Here is an 18373-nt window from a genome sequence, read left to right on the forward strand (position 1 = left end):
GCGAGCATGACGCGGCTCATCGTGACAACAGATTCATCCGCTGCCGGCGCTCTGCTACGCGCGGACCTTGCCGATCTCGTCATCGCGATCGAGCGCCGGCTCATCTGGGGGCCGCTGCCGTCCGAGCAGGAATTGGGGGCTTTCTTTGCGCCGCGCACGACGCAGTCTTGCGGTCTTCATTGGTTGGACGACACGCCGTCCTGGCGTCTCGAAGAGTTGGGAGTGAAAGACCGTGGACTGATCGAGCTGCTGTCGGAATGCGACTCGGCCGAATTGTGGATGGAGCCAGAGCCGAATGCGCAATTGATTCTGCTCTGGCTGCTCGACCATTGCGGCAATGAAAGAGCGGCGGTTTCCAAACTCGTGATGCGTCAGCTGGACGTTGCCGTTGGTCGTGTCGATCTGGAGCGGCTTGCCAAGCTGAACCCGCCGATTGTTGACCTCACGCCTGATCACCTTGAACTGGCAGCTCGTGCGTGGCGGGCTTATCGTGCGCCGACGCCGCAGGACTGGTTCGGCCTTCTCAAAACGGATTTGAGTTTGCTTCCGCAGCTTGAGTGGGGCGCCGTTGACCTGCTCGAAGAGCTTCCGAGCGTTGCCACTGGTCTCGGAGCCACTGAGATGCGGATTCTTCGAGTTGATCGCACCAGGCAACGTGCAGCCCTTCGATGTCTTCCCAGGCCATCAGAAGCCCAACGAGCGTCGCGTATTCGACTACTGGGAAGTGGGCGCGCTGCTTGATGGACTCGCGCGATGTCCGGTGCCGGCTGTGTCCGGGCTGGACGAGGGGCCATTCTCGCTCGACATGCATGACGATGCTCTCCGTCACGCACGATACAAGCAATCCCGCTTGTCGCTTACAGATCTGGGGAAGGCGGTGCTGGCAGGCGAGGATTTCCGCCGCGACAACCCGATTCGGCGCTGGTGGGGCGGTACGCTTCTCACCAATGAACGATTGTGGCGCTGGGATTCGCAAACCCGCTTGTTGGTTGCGCCGGTGTAACGCGTGCGTGTTGCTCAAAAGTGCCCCTGTATTACGTATCAATTTGAGAGGCGACCGTGTCACATCTGATCCTGGCCACGAACGATCTTGCGGCAAACACGCTTCGCCAATCGGGTGCTGCGAACATCGCGCTCGGATTCTGTCTACGCTTTGTCTCGGGGAAATTACCTTCCGAGGAGCAACTTTTGATGGGGCTGGAGCGGCGATCGGAAAAGCACCGTAATCCAGGCGATCATTGGCTCGACGACGTTTGTCGCGGCTCGCTGGAAGGTTTCGGCACGCGCGATATCGGTTTCTTTGAGCTGTGTGCGAAGTTCGACTCAATCGAAGTATGGGTCGATCCCCTGCCCAATGATCAGCTTGTGCTCGTCTGGCTGCTCGACCTTCTTCGCCCCTACAAGGAGATCACGACGAAGCTGAGCTTGGTGCATACGGATGACATTGTTGCGAACTATGCTCCGCAATCGGTCGCAAAATGGAAGCTGCCGGCCTTCAAGGTGGTCGACAATCATTTGATGACGGCAAGCCGCGCCTGGCGGGCCTATCGGGCGTCGACGCCGGCACCCTGTTTCGATCTGCTGATGACGGATCTGATGGTCCTGCCGAGACTTCGATCGGCGCTCATTGCGATGCTTGAAGAGCTTCCGGACAGCGTGACGGGACTCGGTGCAACTGAAATGGATCTGCTGGATTTTGTGAACGAAGGGCACACCGACCCGAGGCGCGTCTGCGATGCCAGGTGCCTTCGCGATGTATTCGACGGAAACGACGCGCGCTATGCCTTGCTCGAACTGGCGGAACATTCGGCGCCGCCGGTCTTGTTGGGCGATCCGGCGTTCGACAACGAGGCCCGCTATTTCGGCAAGAGTGAGTGGAAAGTCACGCTGACTGAACTCGGGCGTTCACTTCTCGCGCGCGAAGACGACATGTGGCGTCACAACACGATCAAACGTTGGTGGGGCGGTACTGAACTGACCAATGAACGTCTCTGGCGTTGGGATCGCGAAAGCCGATTGTTGGTTGGGCCTTAGAGGCGCGTTCAGTGCCGTAGGGTGGGCAAAGGCGCGCAAGCGCCGTGCCCACCATATTTCAATGAAGGCAAGATGGTGGGCACGCTTCGCTTTGCCCACACTACGAGACCTCCGTCGCGTCTTACTCCGCCGCTTCCGCGTAATCGCTCACCGGCGGGCAGGAGCACACCAGGTTACGGTCGCCATAGACGTTGTCGACGCGCCCGACCGGGCTCCAATATTTGTCGGTACGCGAGACGCCGTCGGGGAAACAGCCCTCGGCACGGGTGTAGGCGCGATTCCACGCATCGTCGGCGATGTCATGCACGGTGTGCGGGGCATTGCGCAGCGGCGAGGCCGCGATCTCAAAGCGGCCGGCTTCGACCTCGGCGATTTCTTTCCGGATCGCGATCATGGCGTCGCAGAACCGGTCCAACTCGGCCTTCGATTCCGACTCGGTCGGTTCGATCATCAGAGTTCCCGGCACCGGGAAGCTCATGGTGGGCGCATGGAAGCCGTAGTCGATCAGGCGCTTGGCGATGTCATCAACGGTGACGCCGCTCGCCGTCTTCAGCGGACGGGGGTCGACGATGCATTCATGCGCAACGCGGCCCTTCGCATTCTTGTAGAGCACCGGGAAATGCGGATCGAGACGGGCCGCAATGTAGTTCGCGTTGAGGATCGCGATTTCGGTCGCACGCTTCAATCCTTCACCGCCCATCATCAAGATGTAGATGTAGGAGATGGTGAGGATCGAGGCCGAGCCGAACGGCGCCGCCGACACCGGGCCGACCGGGGCGTCCGCCTTTGTTGCGGGATGACCGGGCAGGAACGGCGCGAGATGCGCTCTGACGCCGATCGGGCCCATGCCGGGGCCGCCGCCGCCATGCGGGATGCAGAAGGTCTTGTGCAGGTTGAGGTGGCTGACGTCGGCGCCATAATCGCCGGGCCTGCTAAGGCCGACCTGTGCGTTGAGGTTGGCGCCGTCGAGGTACACTTGGCCGCCATGGCCGTGCACGATGTCGCAGATCTCGCGGATGTGCTCCTCGAACACGCCGTGGGTCGAGGGATAGGTGATCATGACCGCGGCGAGATCGTTGGAATGCTTCTCCGCCTTGGCGCGGAGATCATTGACGTCGACGTCGCCATTCTTCTCGCAGGCGACCACCACCACGTCCATCCCGACCATCGCGGCCGAAGCCGGATTGGTGCCATGGGCGGAGGAGGGGATCAGGCAGATCTTTCGCTGGCTCTGTCCGCGCGACGCGTGATAGCCACGGATTGCGAGCAGCCCGGCGTATTCGCCCTGCGCGCCAGAGTTCGGCTGCAGCGAGATCGCGTCATAGCCGGTGATGTCGCACAGCCACTTTTCAAGCCGCGCGAACAGCGCGTGATAGCCGGCGGCCTGCTCGCGCGGAGCGAACGGATGCAGCGTCGCAAACTCCGGCCAGGTCAGCGGCATCATCTCGGTGGTCGCATTCAGCTTCATGGTGCAGGAGCCGAGCGGAATCATGGCGCGGTCGAGCGCGAGGTCGCGATCACTGAGCTTGCGCATGTAGCGCAGCATCTCGGTCTCCGAGCGATGCGCGTGGAACACCGGATGGGTGAGGAACGCGGTGGTGCGCTTCAACTCGTCCGGCAGCGCCTCGCGCGTCTCGGCGTCGATCTCGGCATAGGCGAGTGTGCCGCCGAAGGCGCGCCAGACCGCTTCCACCGTCGCGGGCGTCGTGGTCTCGTCGAGCGCGATGCGCAAGCCGCTATCGCCGATTCCAAGATTGATCTTCTCGGCAGCGGCGCGCGCGACGATCTCGACGCGCTTGGCGCCGGCATCGACGCTGAGCGTGTCGAAGAAGCTGTCCGACTGGAGCGCAAAGCCGAGCTTGCGCAGGCCCGCGGCGAGCACCGCGGCGCGGCGGTGGACGTTGCGTGCGATCTGCGTCAGGCCCTCGGGGCCATGATAGACCGCATACATCGAGGCGATCACGGCGAGCAACACCTGCGCGGTGCAGATGTTGGAGGTCGCCTTCTCGCGGCGGATGTGCTGCTCGCGGGTCTGCAGCGCGAGGCGATAGGCCGGTGCACCGCGCGAATCCACGGAGAGGCCGACGATGCGGCCGGGCAGCGAGCGCTTCAGCGCATCGCGCACCGCCATATAGGCCGCGTGCGGTCCGCCATAGCCCATCGGCACGCCAAAGCGCTGCGCCGAGCCGATCGCGATGTCGGCACCTAACTCGCCGGGCGAGGCCAGCAGCGTCAGTGCCAGCAGATCAGCGGCAACGATCGCCAGTGCGCCCTTGGCGTTCAGCGCCGCAATCGCGGGCCGCAAGTTCCGCACCGCGCCCGAAGAGCCCGGATATTGCAGCAGCGCACCAAGCACGTCACTCTTGTCGAGATCGGTGAGGGGGTCGCCGACGATCAGGCTCCAGCCCAGCGGCTCGGCGCGGGTGCGCATCACCGCGAGCGTCTGCGGATGCACGTCCTTGTCGACGAAGAACGCCTTTGCCTTCACCTGCGAGTGCCGCTCGGCGAGCGCCATGGCTTCGGCCGCCGCCGTCGCCTCATCCAGCAGCGAAGCGTTGGCGACGTCGAGACCGGTGAGATCGCAGATCATGGTCTGGAAGTTGAGCAGCGCTTCCAGGCGGCCCTGGCTGATCTCGGGCTGATAGGGCGTATACGCCGTGTACCAGGCCGGGTTCTCCAAGATGTTGCGCTGGATCACAGCGGGCAGGATCGTGCCGGAATAGCCTTGGCCGATCAGCGAGGTGAAGACTTGGTTCTGCCGCGCCAGCTCGGCCATATGCGCAATCGCCTCGGTTTCGCTCAGCGGCTTGCCGAGATCGAGCGGGGCGGCCTGCCGGATCGAGGCCGGCAGCGTCTCCGCCATCAGCGAGTTCGACGCTTTTCGCGCTGACGGCCTCGAGCATCGCGGTGACATCGCCTGCCGAGGGGCCGATGTGGCGGCGAACGAAGCTGGCGGCGGCCTCGCCATTGGATTTGCGGTGCGCGGTCATCATTGGGTCCTCGCTTTAAATTTCGCTGTCATGCCCGCCTTGTGCGCGCTTGCGCACTGGGGCGGGGCATCCAGTAAACGCGGCCGTTCGTGCTTCACCCGAGAAGCCGCGGCGTACTGGATCGTCCGCCTTCGCGGACGATGACATCGAGAATGAGGTTACAGTTCGCTTCATCTCACGCCGTATGTGCCTTGTACGCAGCTTCATCCATGAGGCCGCCGAGCTCGCTTTTGTCGGCGATCTTGATCTTGAAGAACCAGGCGGCGCCTTGCGCATCCGAGTTCACCAGCGCCGGCTCGGCGGCGAGTCCGGGGTTGATCTCGAGCACTTCGCCCGAGACCGGGGCGTAGACGTCGGAGGCGGCCTTGACGGATTCCACGACGGCGGCAGCTTCCGCCTTCTTCAGCACGCGACCGAGCTTGGGCAGTTCGACGAACACGACGTCGCCGAGCTGCTGCTGCGCGTAGTCGGTAATGCCGACGGTCGCGACATCGCCCTCGATGGCGAGCCATTCATGGTCGGAGGTGTACAGCGTCGTGGTCATTGTCGAATCCTCAGCGTTTGTAGGTATTCTTGACGAAGGGCATGGCGGCGACCTGCAGGGGCAGGCGCTGGCCGCGCACTTCGGCGAACAGCTTGGTGCCGAGCGCGCTCTGGCTCGTGGGCACATAGCCCATCGCCACCGGTGCGTTCAGGCTCGGCCCGAAGCCGCCCGATGTGACCTTGCCGATCGGCTCGCCCGCTGTCGCCTCCGCAAACAGCAGCGCCCCCTCGCGCACCGGCGCGCGTCCCTCGGCGCGCAGGCCGACCCGGCGGCGGCTGGCGCCTTTATCGAAATGAGCGAGGATCGCATCAGCGCCGGGGAAGCCGCCGGCGCGCGCGCCGCCAGTGCGGCGGCTCTTCTGCACCGACCATTCCAGTGCGGCCTCGACCGGCGTGGTGGTGGTGTCGATGTCGTGGCCGTAGAGGCAGAGGCCGGCCTCGAGCCGCAGGCTGTCGCGGGCGCCAAGGCCGATCGGCATCACGTCGGGGTTTTCGAGCAGCGTCTTGGCGAGACGCTCGGCATCGCCAGCGGGAACGGAAATCTCGAACCCGTCCTCGCCGGTATAGCCCGAGCGCGAGACGAAACAGGGGAGGCCGGCGACCTCGTGAGGACCGGCGTCCATGAATGTCATGGAGGGCGCCACTGCACACATTTTCGCCAGCGCCGATTCCGCCTTCGGGCCCTGGAGCGCGATCAGCGCGCGGTCGGCAAGCGAATCGATGACGCAGTCGCCGGAGAGATGCGTGCGCAGATGCGCCTCGTCCGCGTCTTTGCAGGCGGCATTGACGACCAGGAACAGGTGATCGCCGAAATTGGCGACCATCAGATCGTTGAGGATGCCGCCATCCGCATTGGTGAACTGGGCGTAGCGCTGCCGTCCTGGTGCAATCGCCACGATATCCTGCGGCACCAGCCGCTCCAGCGCGCGGGCGGCGTCCTCGACCCTGCCGGACTTCGGCCGAAGTGCGATCTGGCCCATGTGGGAGACGTCGAACAGGCCGGCAGAGGCGCGGGTATGGAGATGTTCCTTCAGGACGCCCGCGGGGTATTGCACGGGCATGTCATAGCCCGCGAACGGCACCATCTTGCCGCCAAGCGACACATGAAGGTCGTAAAGGGGCGTTCGTCTGAGGGGGGCGTGGTCGTCGGGTGGAAGCATCACAGGGGCCCTCGGCGGTTCCCCGGGGACGATTCCCCGGGAGCAACCAGTCGAAGCCCCATCTGTCGCTGTGCCTGAGAGTATTATCCCGTCGGCGGACGCTGGTCCGGGCCACCCCCTTTTAAAAGGTAATTGCCCGTCGGCGCCTCTTTCCAGATGTCGTCAAAGCCACGCGGTCCTTTTGCCTGAGAGTTTCCGGGGCGGTTGCTCCTTCGGCGCCGGCACCAGTGCCGGTCTCTCCCGACGTGGCCGTACGATATAGATAGGTAAAGACCACAGGGCGGCCAAGCCTGTCAACGCGGCGGCTTCGCCTTTTAACCGGGATTGCTACGGGATTGCGCGCCTGCGGCAACCCACTGATCTGCTTGCACAGTTTCTGGACAGCGAAGCTGGCCTTGTCTAAAAGCGCTTTGGCCCGCAGATATCAGCCTTAACGTCCGGTTTTTTATGGCGAGAAGCGCGGGTCCAAGCACACCCGATTGGATGAACATGAGCGGCGTCAACGAGATCAGGTCGACCTTTCTGAACTTCTTTGCCGAGAACGGCCACGAGATCGTGCCGTCCTCGCCACTGGTGCCGCGCAACGACCCGACCCTGATGTTCACCAATGCCGGCATGGTGCAGTTCAAGAACGTCTTCACCGGCGTCGAGAAGCGGCCCTATCAGCGCGCCACGACGTCGCAGAAATGCGTGCGCGCCGGCGGCAAGCACAACGATCTCGACAATGTCGGCTACACTGCGCGCCATCTCACCTTCTTCGAGATGCTCGGCAACTTCTCGTTCGGCGACTATTTCAAGGAGCGCGCGATCGAGCTCGCCTGGAAGCTGATCACTGCCGAGTTCGGGCTGAAGAAGGACAAGCTGCTCGTCACGGTCTATCACACCGACGACGAGGCGGCCGGCCTGTGGAAGAAGATCGCCGGCTTCTCCGACGACCGCATCATCCGGATTCCGACCTCGGATAATTTCTGGGCGATGGGCGACACCGGCCCGTGCGGCCCGTGCTCGGAGATCTTCATCGACCGCGGCGAGCACATCTGGGGCGGGCCTCCGGGCTCTCCGGAAGAGGATGGCGACCGCTTCCTCGAATTCTGGAATCTCGTGTTCATGCAGTACGAGCAGGTGACGAAGGAGGAGCGCGTAGGCTTGCCGCGTCCCTCGATCGACACCGGCATGGGCCTGGAGCGCATGGCCTGCATCCTCCAGGGCGTCGAGAGCGTGTTCGAGACCGACCTGTTCCGCAACCTGATCGACGCGACGGCCTCCGCGCTCGGCGCCGGGCCGAGCGAGCAGTCAGTGGCGTCGTTCCGCGTCATCGCCGACCATTTGCGCTCCTCGGCCTTCCTCGTCGCCGACGGCGTGCTACCCTCGAACGAAGGCCGCGGCTATGTGCTGCGCCGGATCATGCGCCGCGCGATGCGCCATGCGCAGCTGCTGGGCGCGAAAGAGCCGCTGATGCATCGGCTGGTCTGGGCGCTGGTGCGCGAGATGGGCCAGGCTTACCCCGAGCTGATGCGCGCGGAGAATCTGATCGAGGAAACGCTGCGGCTGGAAGAGACCCGCTTCCGCAAGACTCTCGCGCGGGGCCTTGCCATCCTCGACGAAAAGAGCGCGTCCTTGAAGAAGGGCGACATGTTCGATGGCGACGTCGCCTTCACACTCTACGACACCTACGGCTTCCCGCTGGACCTGACGCAGGACGCGCTGAAGTCGCGCGGCATCGGCGTCGACCAAGCGGCCTTCTCCGATGCGATGGAGCGCCAAAAGGCCAAGGCGCGCGAGTTCGTGGAAGGGCTCGGGCGAAGCGGCTTCCGAGGCGATCTGGTTCCCGCTGCGCGAGAAGCTGGGTGCGACCGAATTCCTGGGCTACGAGACCGAGAGCGCCGAAGGCGTGGTTTCCGCGCTGGTCAAGGACGGCAAGGAGGCGGACAGTCTCAAGGCCGGCGAGACCGGGGCGCTGGTGCTGAACCAGACGCCGTTCTACGCGGAATCCGGCGGCCAGGTCGGCGACACCGGCGTGCTGCTCGGGGAGGGCGGCATCAAGGTCCGCATCACCGACACGCAGAAGAAGCTCGGCGATCTCTTCGTCCACATCGGCACGGTCGAGAGCGGCGAAGTGAAGCTCGGCACCGCGCTGCAGCTCGAGGTCGATCATGGGCGTCGCTCCTCGATCCGCGCCCATCACTCGGCGACGCATCTCATTCACGAGGCGCTGCGTCAGGTGCTCGGCGATCACATCGCCCAGCGCGGCTCGCTGGTCGCGCCCGACCGCCTGCGCTTCGACTTCGTGCATCCGAAGCCGATCACGGCGGAGGAGCTGTCCCGCATCGAGGACATCGCCAACGACGTGGTGCTGGAGAACGACGAGGTCACCACGCGCATCATGGGCGTCGATGAAGCCCGTGAGGCGGGGGCGCGCGCCCTGTTCGGCGAGAAATATGGCGACGAGGTCCGCGTCGTTTCCATGGGCAGGACCGCGCGCGAGCGCGGCGCCAACGCGCTCGGCTGGTCGGTCGAGCTCTGCGGCGGCACCCATGTGAGGCGCACCGGCGACATCGGCCTGATCACGCTCACGAGCGAGAGCGCGGTCGCCTCCGGCGTTCGCCGCATCGAGGCGCTGACCGGCAATTATGCGCGCAAGCACGCCAATGACACTATGGCGCTGGCGAAGACCGCGGCCAACGAGCTGCGCACGTCTATCGATGACGTGCCGGCGCGCATCACAGCGCTGATGGAGGAGCGCAAGAAGCTCGAGCGCGAGCTCTCCGACGCGCGCAAGAAGCTGGCGATGGGCGGCGGCGCGTCGTCCAGTAACGGCGCGGCGGCAGGCGTGCGCGAAGCCGGCGGCGTCAAGCTGATGGCGCGCGCCGTCGAGGGCATCGAGATGAAGGATCTCAAGAGCCTTGCCGACGACGGCAAGAAGCAGATCGGCTCCGGCGTCGTCGCCATCGTCGGCGTCACCGAGGACGGCAAGGCCGGCGTCGTGGTCGGCGTCACGCAGGATCTCACCGCGCGCTTCAACGCCGTGAACCTCGTCCGCATCGCCTCCGAAGCACTCGGCGGCAAGGGCGGCGGCGGCCGGCCCGACATGGCCCAGGCCGGCGGCCCTGACGGCGCCAATGCGGCCGCGGCGCTCTCGGCGATCGAAAAAGCGATGGCAGGCGCTTAAAGCCCTATGTCCCCCGTTCCGCGAGGACGTGGGCTTCGCGATCCCGATTTGAGGGATCGCCTCTTCGAATTGCTGGAGCACGATCCGCTGGCCTATTCGGTCGGGTCGCGCTTCATCCAGGTGATCATCGGCGTCATCGTGATCAACGTGGCGGCGATGATCCTCGCCTCGGTGCCTGAGCTGGACGCGCAATTCGGCACGCTGTTCGCAGGCATCACCATCCTGTCCGTGATCGTGTTCGCGCTGGAATATGCGGCGCGGCTGTGGACCGTGGCCGGCCACACGCAGCGCAAGGCGTCCGCGCTGTCCGACCGGCTCGGCTACGCCTTCTCCGCGCTCGGTATCATCGACCTCATGGCGTTCCTCCCCGCAGCGATCGTGCTGGCCACGGGCCGGCATGCGACGCTGGCAGCTCTCGGCGTACTGCCGTTCTTCAAGCTGATCCGCTATTCGCCGGCGATGCGCTCGCTGCTTGCGGCCGTGCATGCCGAGCGGCGCGCGCTGATCGGCTGCATCGTCATCCTGGTCGGCGTGGTCTTGACCTTTGCTTCGCTGCTCTACGCCATCGAGCGCGACGTGCAGCCGGACAAGCTCGGCACCATCCCGCAGGCGATGTGGTGGGCGATCGTGACGCTCGGCACCGTCGGCTATGGCGATGTCGTGCCGGTGACGCCGCTCGGCAAGTTCGTCTCCACCTTCGCCATCGTCAGCGGCTTCGCCATGATCGCGCTGCCGGTCGCGATCATCTCCACCGCCTTTGCCGAAGAGGTGAAGCGGCGCGATTTCGTCGTCACCTGGGGCATGCTGGCGCGGGTGCCGCTGTTCTCGCATTTGTCGGCCGCCGAGATCGCCGACATCATGCGGCTGCTCAGGGCACGCACCATCGAGCAGGGCGAGATCCTGGTGCGGCGGGGCGATGTCGCCTCCTCGATGTATTTCATCACCGCCGGCGAGGTCGAGATCGCGCTGCCGAGCCAGCAGGTGCGGCTTGCGGACGGCACCTTCTTTGGCGAGATCGCGCTCTTGCACAAAACAAAACGCAGCGGCACGGTGACGGCGACACGCAAGACCCGGCTGCTCGTGCTCGACGCCCAGGATTTCCACGCGCTGATCGCGCGCATGCCGACGCTGGCCGCCCACGTCCACAACACTGCGAAAGCGAGGCTCGCCGACACCGGCGATCTCGCTGCGGCGGAGCTGGCGCAGGCGGAGAAGGAAGATGGGGGCAAGGCGCGCTGACGAGGTCCGCGGGTTAGCCCTTCTTCAGGAAAACATACTCGGCGGAGTAGGGCACGCTCCTGAACTCGCCAGCCCTGTCGCAAGCGCCGTCGAGCTTGCCGCCATGGGTGTTGATGCGCTGGACCGTGGTCACGGGCGTCAGCACGCCGCTGCCGCGGTGAGCGGTCACTTCCAGCTTCAGCCAGGGGATATCGCTCGCCGTTGCGCCCGGCGCGTTGCCGATGGCCTTGCCGACCAGGGCGCTGCCGTCGGCATGCTCCCAGTTCGGGCCGGCATAGTGGCGGCCGATGGTCTTGCCGTCCGAGAAAAGCGTCGCGATCGGCTCGCGGAAGGTCCAGGCGAGCTTACCGTCGGTGCCGGCCTTGCACTCATAGACCTGCGCGCCCTCGGCGTGCACGCTGAGCACGATGCTCTCGCCCGGCGCGGCGATGGCCTCGGGAAGCGGATCGGCAGCGAATGCGGGCGTGCTGGCCAGCGCGAAGGCCGCGAATGCAAGGCTCTTCGATGTCGGCATGGCGCTTCCCCGGATAAGAACTCTCGTCATTACGAGGAGCTCGCGACAAAATTGCAGAGCAATTTTGCGCTGATGCGACGAAGCAATCCAGACTGTTTCCCCGGAGGATTCTGGATTGCTTCGCTACGCTCGCAATGACGGCGTGGCTGGCAGCTTACGCCGCCAGCGCCTTCGTCAGGTTCTCGGCGACCTTGTCCAGGAAGCCGGTGGTCGAGAGCCAGCGCTGGTCGGCGCCGACCAGGAGCGCGAGGTCCTTGGTCATGTAGCCGGCCTCGACGGTGTCGACGCAGACCTTCTCCAGCGTGTTTGCGAACTTGGCGAGCTCGGCATTGTTGTCGAGCTTGGCGCGATGCGACAGGCCACGGGTCCAGGCGAAGATCGACGCGATCGAGTTGGTCGAGGTCTCCTTGCCCTTCTGGTGCTCGCGGTAGTGGCGGGTCACCGTGCCGTGGGCAGCCTCGGCTTCGACCGTCTTGCCGTCCGGGGTGAGCAGCACCGAAGTCATCAGGCCGAGCGAGCCGTAGCCCTGCGCGACCGTATCGGACTGCACGTCGCCGTCGTAGTTCTTACAGGCCCAGACATAGCCGCCGGACCATTTCAGCGCCGAGGCCACCATGTCGTCGATCAGGCGGTGTTCGTAGGTCAGGCCCTTGGCGTCGAACTCCTTCTTGAACTCGCGGTCGAAGATGTCCTGGAAGATGTCCTTGAAGCGGCCGTCATAGACCTTCAGGATCGTGTTCTTGGTCGACAGATAGACCGGATAGCCGCGCAGCAGGCCGTAATTGAAGGAGGCGCGGGCGAAGTCGATGATGGAGTCGTCGAGATCGTACATCTCCATGGCGACGCCGGCGCCCGGGGCCTTGAACACTTCCTTCTCGATCACGGTGCCGTCCTCGCCGACGAACTTCAGCGAGAGGGTGCCCTTGCCCGGGAACTTGATGTCGGTGGCGCGGTACTGGTCGCCATAGGCGTGGCGGCCGATGATGATTGGCTTGGTCCAGCCGGGAACGAGGCGCGGCACGTTCTTGCAGATGATCGGCTCGCGGAAGATGCAGCCGCCTAGGATGTTGCGGATGGTGCCGTTCGGCGACTTCCACATCTGCTTGAGGTTGAACTCCTTCACCCGGGCCTCGTCCGGGGTGATGGTGGCGCACTTGACGCCGACGCCGACCTTCTTGATGGCCTCGGCGGCGTCGATGGTGACCTGATCGTTGGTGTGGTCGCGGTGCTCCATGCCCAGGTCGAAATAGAGCAGCTCGACATCCAGGAACGGGTTGATCAGCTTGTCCTTGATGTACTGCCAGATGATCCGGGTCATCTCGTCGCCATCGAGTTCGACGACGGGATTGGATACCTTGATTTTTGCCATGATCGGGGAAGCCTCTTGGGAACGGCGCTTGTGGTGCGCCATGGGAATATCCGGCGCCTCTAGCACCGCCGCGCGGCGGGCGAAAGCCAAGGGATTATGCACTTTTAGCTCATCCAGCTTCCGCAGACGGGCAGCGGCAGCCGCCCTCGGCCGGGCGCGGGGTCATGTTCCAGGCGAGATTCAAAAGTCGAATCCAACCCGTTATTTCCCTTGAGAATTTTGTCAGGACAGGCAAACGACAGGCGGACGGGCGGCCGGCCCGGTGGGCCGGCTTGAATCAACTCCTGAAGTGGCCTCTGCAAGGCCTTGAGAGACAGTGTGAAAGCGAAGCGAGATGTCGGGGACTGACAAGAGCAAGGCGGGGCTTTCTCTCGACGGTCCCATCGTGATCCTGGTCGAGCCGCAGCTCGGGAAGAACATCGGCATGGCCGCGCGCGCCATGGGCAATTTTGCCCTGAGCCGGCTTCGCATCGTCAATCCCCGCGACGGCTGGCCTAACATCGCGGCCCAGCGCGCCGCCGCCGGCGCCGACCAGATTCTGGAAAAGGTCGAGTTGTTCGAGACGGTCGAGCAGGCGGTCGCCGATCTCGACCTGTTGTTCGCCGCCACCGCCCGCGCCCACGACCAGGCCAAGCCGGTGGTCGGGCCGGAAGCCGCCGTCGCCGAGATCTCCGGGCACATCGCCACAGGGGGCAAGGCCGGTATCCTGTTCGGCCGCGAGCGCTGGGGCCTGACCAATGAGGAGGTCGGGCTCTCCAACCGCATCATCACCTTCCCGGTCAATCCGGGCTTTGCCTCGCTCAACCTCGCCCAGGCCGTGCTGCTGGTCGGCTATGAATGGTTCAAGCTGATGACCTCAGGCGAGCTGCCGCACGGCATGCCGGAGCGGTCCGAGCGCGCCTCGCAGCACCAGATGCAGGCCTTCTTCGACAACCTCGTGCGCGAGCTCGACAAGGTCGAATTCCTGCGCCCCGCCGAGAAACGCGACACCATGCTGGTCAACCTGCGCAACATCTTCAGCCGGATGGAGCCGACCAAGCAGGACATGCACACTCTCCATGGGGTGGTGATGGCGATCGCGGAAGGGCGCAAGGGCCCGGCCAAGGGCGGCGTGCTCGACGGCGAGCAGGCCACGCGCCTGCGCGCGCTCTTGGCCGAGCACGGGCAGGGCGGCGGCGTGCCCGACAGCGGCTCGACCGTGCGCGGCCTCGCCCGCCTGCTTCGCCGCAATCCGACCGATGCCGAGCGCCTGCTCTGGCATGCCCTGACCCGTGATCGTCGTTTCGCCGGCCAGTTCAAGCGCCAGACCCCGGTGGGGCGGCACATCCCGGACTTCGTCTCGTTCCCGCACCGGATCGCGATCGAGCTGGTCAACCCGGGCGAGGGCGAGACCATCGCCGCCGACCGCGCGTCGCGACGGGCGTGGCTGGAAGCGCGGGACTATCGGGTGCTGGACATTCGCGCGGCCGACGTGGAGCGCGATCTGGAGACGGAGCTGGTGCGGCTTGCTCGGGATGATGGCGCAGAGCGCATAGGTCTCGTCGCGCATCGGTCTTGTAAGGTGGGCAAAGCGCAGCGTGCCCACCATGTCGATCAACCGGACTGAGCCGGAAGTGGTGGGCACGACGCTGCGCGCCTTTGCCCACCCCCTGAATCTTCGTAGCCCGGATGAGCGGAGCGATATCCGGGACGGTGTTCCCGCATGTCGCTGCGCTCATGCGGGCTACGGATGAGACCGATCACACTGCCTCTAGCTGGTCCGCCGCGCGCTTCTTTTTCGTTTTCGAACTGGCTGAGCAGGGGACCAGCCGCGAGCGCGGCCGTATCCGCGACGCCTGGATCGCGCGAGATCATGGCTGCGACGATGGCGCCGTCGATGATGAGCCCGAGTTGGTGCGCGAGCACGGTGGGCTCGCTGGAGCCCAGCTCGCTGGCGAGCTTCTCGATGTGGCCGAGCACGATTTTCTTGTGCTTCAACGTGATGTTGCGGAACAGCTTCTGATCCTTGTCGTGCTCGCCGACGGCGTTGATGAAGGGGCAGCCGTAGAAGCGTTCTTCGGCGAACCAGCTCTTCAGCGCGGGGAAGATGCGCGTCAGTTTCGCCTGCGCGTCGCCGCCGCCTTGCTCCATCGCGCCAATGAACCATTCGCGCCACTGCTTGCCTTCGCTCTCCAGCACCGCGTTGACGAGGTTGGTCTTGGAGCCGAACAATTTATAGAGCGTGGTCTTCGCGGTGCCGGCTTCCTCGATGATCGCATCGATGCCGGTGGCATTGATGCCATTCTTGCAGAACAGATGGGTCGCGGCGCTCAGCAAACGCCCGCGCGCGGACTCGTCGTCGCCTGCGCCAGCGTACGGCGAATTCGTTTTTTTCTTCGATGACGTCTTAGCCATGGACTCGAACTTACCCGCAGCTGCGCCGCATCAGCAAGCCGCATCTGTTCGGCGCCGAAAAGATTCGCATGCGCAAGCGCATCTGCTTCGCCTTTAAGCAAGCTGCGGCTGATCAATCCGCAGGCAGGGACACCTAAGCGGCTCCAATGCTTCGCGTTTTGTTTTCGGCTTGCTGTGGCACGCTCCATGCAAGGAAACAGACCGTTCGGTATCCTGCCGATTTTCACTTCTGCCAGGGAGAAGACTGATGACTACCGTCGTTCAGAAGACAGTGCTGACGGGGTGCCTCGCGCCCATCGATAAGAATGGCCTCGAGCAACTGATCGCGAGCGGCAAGGCCAATCCGAAGGTCGTCAAGACCTTGAAGTGCAAGACGGTCGCGGAGGGAAAATTCCGCCACGCCAACTACATCCGCAATTTGCCGCCCTACATCGTCGACGAGCCCCCGGGGCTTCTGGGCGACGATACCGCGCCCAATCCGTCGGAAGCCTCGCTCGCCGCGCTCGGCTCCTGCCTCGCCGTCGGTCTGCACGCCAACGCCGTGCATCGCGGCTGGATCGTCAACAAGCTCGAGCTGGAGCTCGAGGGCGACCTCAACATCACTGCGGTCTGGGGCACCGGCGACACCTCCGACAAGCCGGTCGGCTTCACTGACGTCCGCGTCAAGGTCGACATGGAGTGCGAGGGCATCGCGCCGGACGAGATCAATGCGCTGGTCGCCCATGTGAAGAAATGGTCGCCGGTCGCCAATACCTTCACCCGCCCGGTCAATCTGAAGGTCGGCATCTAGCAGACGGCAATCAGGAACTTCGGTGCGGGAGGCGATCATGGGTTCACTGGCTTTATCGCGGGTCGACGTTTTGGATCATCCCGCACCGTCCATTGCAGGAGAGGTGGCGCGGATAGCGCGGGAGCAGCTCGCGCCGCTCGCTGCCGGCATCGATGCCGGCACGGTCTATCCGGCCGAGGCGCTGCGCAAGTTCGGCGCGGTCGGCGCCTGGGGCAGTCACGTCCCGCACGAAGGCCCCGCGGATCTGCGCTGCGCGATCCAGGCGATGGCTGCTATCGGCGAGGTCTGCGGCGCCACCGCCTTCATGGCCTGGTGCCAGAACACGCTGGTCTGGTACGCCGCGAACTCAACAAATCTGAAGCTGGCAAAACGCTTCGGCGACGCTTTCTCCACCGGGCGGGTGCTCGGCGGCACCGGCCTCTCCAACCCAATGAAGAGCTTCTTCGGCATCGAGAAGCTCAAGCTGAGGGGGCGCAAGGTCGACGGCGGCTACATCGTGCGAGGCGCGCTGCCCTGGGTCTCCAATCTCGGTCCCGACCATTATTTCGGCACGATCTTCGAACGCGAGGACGATCAGGGCATCGCAAAAGGCGAGCCTGGCACGGTGATGTTTCTGGCCGATTGCTCCGATCCCGCGATCACGCTGACGCCGTGCAAGCCGTTCCTCGCCATGGACGGCACCGGCACTTATGGCGTGCAGTTCCGCGACGTCTTCGTGCCGGACGAGCTGATCCTGGCCGATCCCGCCGGTCCCTTCGTCAGGAAGATCCGTGCCGGCTTCATCCTGCTCCAGGCCGGCATGGCGCTCGGCGTGATCAGGGACTGCATCAACATCATGGACGAAGTCGACAGCCCCCTTGGCCATATCAACCGCTATCTGCCGCAGCAGCCGGTGCATTTTCGCGATCTCGCCGCCGAGCTCGAGACCGAAACGATGGCGCTGGCGCGTGATCCCTACAACGAGGAGGAGACCTACTGGCGCAAGGTGATCGCACTCAGGCTTCGTGCCGGCGAAGTCAGCGTCGCGGCGGCGCATGCGGCGATGCTGCATTGTGGTGCACGCGGTTATCTCAAAAGCCACCGCGCTCAGCGGCGACTGCGCGAGGCCTATTTCGTCGCGATCGTCACGCCTGCCACCAAGCAATTACACAAGATGCTCGCCAATTCCTGATCTTCACGAGTCCACCCGAAGACCACTGCCAAGACGACTGCCAAGACCACCATCAACCTCAACGGAGAGGCTGCCAATGACGGACGTTCTGATCTCTGCCAGCGAACTTGCCGATCTCTTGAAGACCGAGCCCTGTGTCGTCATCGACACCCGCAATCCCGACGCCTACGGCGCCGGGCACCTCCCCAATGCCGTGAACGTGCACGATATCTTCACCTATCTTGCGACCTCGACGCCCGACGGCATCAACGAGCTCAAGACCAAATTTGCCGACGCCTTTGGTGCCGCCGGCCTCTCCGGAACGGAGACAGCGGTGGTCTATGAGCAGTCGATGAACTCCGGCTTCGGCCAGTCCTGCCGCGGCTACTATCTCCTCATCATGCTCGGCTATCCCAAGGTCAAGGTGTTGCATGGCGGTTTCGATGCCTGGGCAGCAGCCGGATTGCCGGTCACCAAGGACGTGCCCACGGCGGCGAAGGCCTCGTTCACGATCGTACCTGAGGCGGGCGAAATCCTGATCGACGCCAAGACCATGCTCGGGGCCGTCGGCAAGCCCGGCATCGCCATCCTCGATGTGCGCGACGTTGATGAGTGGATCGGCGACAGCTCGTCCCCATACGGCAAGGATTTCTGCCCGCGCAAGGGCCGCATCCCCGGCGCGGTGTGGCTGGAATGGTACCGCATGATGAAACCGACCGCCGAGGGCCCGCGCTTCAAGTCCAAGGACGAGATTCTGGCCGAATGCGCCACTGTCGGCATCTCGCAGACGACGCCCGTCTATCTCTACTGCTTCAAGGGCGCGCGGGCCTCGAACACGTTCCTGGCGCTGAAGAATGCCGGCGTGAAGGACGTGCGGATGTACTTTGGCTCCTGGAACGAATGGTCGCGCGATCCGTCGCTGCCGATCGAGCAGGGATTGCCGGTTGTGTCGGGGGTCACGACCAAGGCGGCGTGATTGCGTGCCGCTGCTATAGGGCTCGGTCCACCTCTCCCCGACGGG

Annotated in this window: 13 protein-coding genes, 2 pseudogenes and 1 riboswitch; of the genes and pseudogenes, 9 read left to right on the forward strand and 6 right to left on the reverse strand. The window is 64.5% G+C overall.

Annotated elements, in window-relative coordinates; translation table 11 throughout:
- The first annotated feature begins 6 nt into the window (after nt 1-6).
- From ACSKB8_RS25245 to ACSKB8_RS25255, 3 genes are read left to right on the forward strand one after another with little or no spacing between them, the layout of a single operon-like run.
- Nucleotides 7-741, forward strand: a complete 735-nt coding sequence (locus ACSKB8_RS25245) for a hypothetical protein (RefSeq protein ID WP_438107145.1) — start codon at nt 7-9, stop codon at nt 739-741.
- Nucleotides 742-769: 28 nt separating this feature from the next.
- On the forward strand, nt 770-1003 hold the full coding sequence (locus tag ACSKB8_RS25250) for a hypothetical protein (RefSeq protein WP_438107147.1): 234 nt from the start codon (nt 770-772) through the stop codon (nt 1001-1003).
- A 56-nt stretch (nt 1004-1059) separates the two neighbouring features.
- The gene (locus ACSKB8_RS25255) at nt 1060-2034 is read left to right on the forward strand and encodes a hypothetical protein (RefSeq protein WP_370988865.1); all 975 of its coding nucleotides are present in this window, start codon (nt 1060-1062) and stop codon (nt 2032-2034) included.
- Between the two features lie 121 nt (nt 2035-2155).
- Here the strand turns inward: ACSKB8_RS25255 and gcvP are convergent.
- The 3 genes and pseudogenes from gcvP to gcvT all read right to left on the reverse strand — a co-directional run bounded on the left by gcvP (nt 2156) and on the right by gcvT (nt 6727).
- Nucleotides 2156-5024 (reverse strand): annotated as a pseudogene (gene gcvP, locus ACSKB8_RS25260) (aminomethyl-transferring glycine dehydrogenase).
- Between the two features lie 175 nt (nt 5025-5199).
- Entirely contained in the window at nt 5200-5568 is a 369-nt protein-coding gene (gcvH, locus tag ACSKB8_RS25265; protein ID WP_438107149.1) for a glycine cleavage system protein GcvH, read from the reverse strand.
- Nucleotides 5569-5578: 10 nt separating this feature from the next.
- Nucleotides 5579-6727, reverse strand: a complete 1149-nt coding sequence (gene gcvT, locus ACSKB8_RS25270) for a glycine cleavage system aminomethyltransferase GcvT (protein WP_438107151.1) — start codon at nt 6725-6727, stop codon at nt 5579-5581.
- A 164-nt stretch (nt 6728-6891) separates the two neighbouring features.
- Nucleotides 6892-6980: riboswitch (glycine riboswitch) on the reverse strand.
- A gap of 236 nt (nt 6981-7216) precedes the next feature.
- Between gcvT and alaS the strand changes: the two are divergent.
- Nucleotides 7217-9896 (forward strand): annotated as a pseudogene (gene alaS, locus ACSKB8_RS25275) (alanine--tRNA ligase).
- Nucleotides 9897-9902: 6 nt separating this feature from the next.
- Nucleotides 9903-11135, forward strand: coding sequence for a cyclic nucleotide-gated ion channel (locus tag ACSKB8_RS25280; RefSeq protein WP_128932880.1), 1233 nt, complete (start codon nt 9903-9905; stop codon nt 11133-11135).
- Between the two features lie 13 nt (nt 11136-11148).
- On the opposite strand, the gene ACSKB8_RS25285 is transcribed toward ACSKB8_RS25280, so the two are convergent.
- Both ACSKB8_RS25285 and ACSKB8_RS25290 read right to left on the reverse strand, forming a co-directional pair.
- On the reverse strand, nt 11149-11649 hold the full coding sequence (locus tag ACSKB8_RS25285; protein WP_438107153.1) for a DUF3455 domain-containing protein: 501 nt from the start codon (nt 11647-11649) through the stop codon (nt 11149-11151).
- A gap of 154 nt (nt 11650-11803) precedes the next feature.
- Nucleotides 11804-13018, reverse strand: coding sequence for an NADP-dependent isocitrate dehydrogenase (locus ACSKB8_RS25290; RefSeq protein ID WP_438110671.1), 1215 nt, complete (start codon nt 13016-13018; stop codon nt 11804-11806).
- Nucleotides 13019-13352: 334 nt separating this feature from the next.
- Between ACSKB8_RS25290 and ACSKB8_RS25295 the strand changes: the two genes are divergently transcribed.
- Nucleotides 13353-14624 carry a TrmJ/YjtD family RNA methyltransferase gene (locus tag ACSKB8_RS25295; RefSeq protein ID WP_438107155.1) on the forward strand — a complete coding sequence of 424 codons (1272 nt, stop codon included), beginning with the start codon at nt 13353-13355 and terminating at the stop codon, nt 14622-14624.
- Here ACSKB8_RS25295 and ACSKB8_RS25300 read toward each other — a convergent pair.
- Complete coding sequence (locus ACSKB8_RS25300) at nt 14612-15412, reverse strand: TetR/AcrR family transcriptional regulator (protein WP_438107157.1); 801 nt, start codon at nt 15410-15412, stop codon at nt 14612-14614. The genes ACSKB8_RS25295 and ACSKB8_RS25300 overlap by 13 nt on opposite strands.
- A gap of 247 nt (nt 15413-15659) precedes the next feature.
- Here ACSKB8_RS25300 and ACSKB8_RS25305 point away from each other — a divergent pair, with 247 nt between their 5' ends.
- The 3 genes from ACSKB8_RS25305 (at nt 15660) to ACSKB8_RS25315 (ending at nt 18328) form a co-directional block, all read left to right on the forward strand.
- Nucleotides 15660-16202 (forward strand): OsmC family protein, encoded by a 543-nt coding sequence (locus tag ACSKB8_RS25305; protein ID WP_438107159.1) that lies wholly within the window; start codon nt 15660-15662, stop codon nt 16200-16202.
- Between the two features lie 37 nt (nt 16203-16239).
- Nucleotides 16240-17373: an acyl-CoA dehydrogenase family protein gene (locus tag ACSKB8_RS25310; RefSeq protein WP_438107160.1), complete on the forward strand. Its 1134-nt coding sequence runs from the start codon at nt 16240-16242 to the stop codon at nt 17371-17373.
- A 76-nt stretch (nt 17374-17449) separates the two neighbouring features.
- Complete coding sequence (locus tag ACSKB8_RS25315) at nt 17450-18328, forward strand: sulfurtransferase (RefSeq protein WP_438107162.1); 879 nt, start codon at nt 17450-17452, stop codon at nt 18326-18328.
- Nucleotides 18329-18373 lie beyond the last annotated feature (45 nt).

This window comes from Bradyrhizobium sp. BR 1432 (assembly GCF_051547705.1).
In the GTDB taxonomy this organism is placed as follows: Bacteria; Pseudomonadota; Alphaproteobacteria; order Rhizobiales; family Xanthobacteraceae; genus Bradyrhizobium; species Bradyrhizobium zhanjiangense.

Coding starts and splice junctions, on each gene's coding strand:
- ACSKB8_RS25310 (WP_438107160.1), top strand. CDS start 16,240: ATGGGTTCACTGGCTTTATCGCGGGTCGACGTTTTGGATCATCCCGCA.
- ACSKB8_RS25285 (WP_438107153.1), bottom strand. CDS start 11,649: ATGCCGACATCGAAGAGCCTTGCATTCGCGGCCTTCGCGCTGGCCAGC.
- ACSKB8_RS25305 (WP_438107159.1), top strand. CDS start 15,660: ATGACTACCGTCGTTCAGAAGACAGTGCTGACGGGGTGCCTCGCGCCC.
- ACSKB8_RS25245 (WP_438107145.1), top strand. CDS start 7: ATGACGCGGCTCATCGTGACAACAGATTCATCCGCTGCCGGCGCTCTG.
- ACSKB8_RS25280 (WP_128932880.1), top strand. CDS start 9,903: ATGTCCCCCGTTCCGCGAGGACGTGGGCTTCGCGATCCCGATTTGAGG.
- gcvH (WP_438107149.1), bottom strand. CDS start 5,568: ATGACCACGACGCTGTACACCTCCGACCATGAATGGCTCGCCATCGAG.
- ACSKB8_RS25300 (WP_438107157.1), bottom strand. CDS start 15,412: ATGGCTAAGACGTCATCGAAGAAAAAAACGAATTCGCCGTACGCTGGC.
- gcvT (WP_438107151.1), bottom strand. CDS start 6,727: ATGCTTCCACCCGACGACCACGCCCCCCTCAGACGAACGCCCCTTTAC.
- ACSKB8_RS25315 (WP_438107162.1), top strand. CDS start 17,450: ATGACGGACGTTCTGATCTCTGCCAGCGAACTTGCCGATCTCTTGAAG.
- ACSKB8_RS25290 (WP_438110671.1), bottom strand. CDS start 13,018: ATGGCAAAAATCAAGGTATCCAATCCCGTCGTCGAACTCGATGGCGAC.
- ACSKB8_RS25295 (WP_438107155.1), top strand. CDS start 13,353: ATGTCGGGGACTGACAAGAGCAAGGCGGGGCTTTCTCTCGACGGTCCC.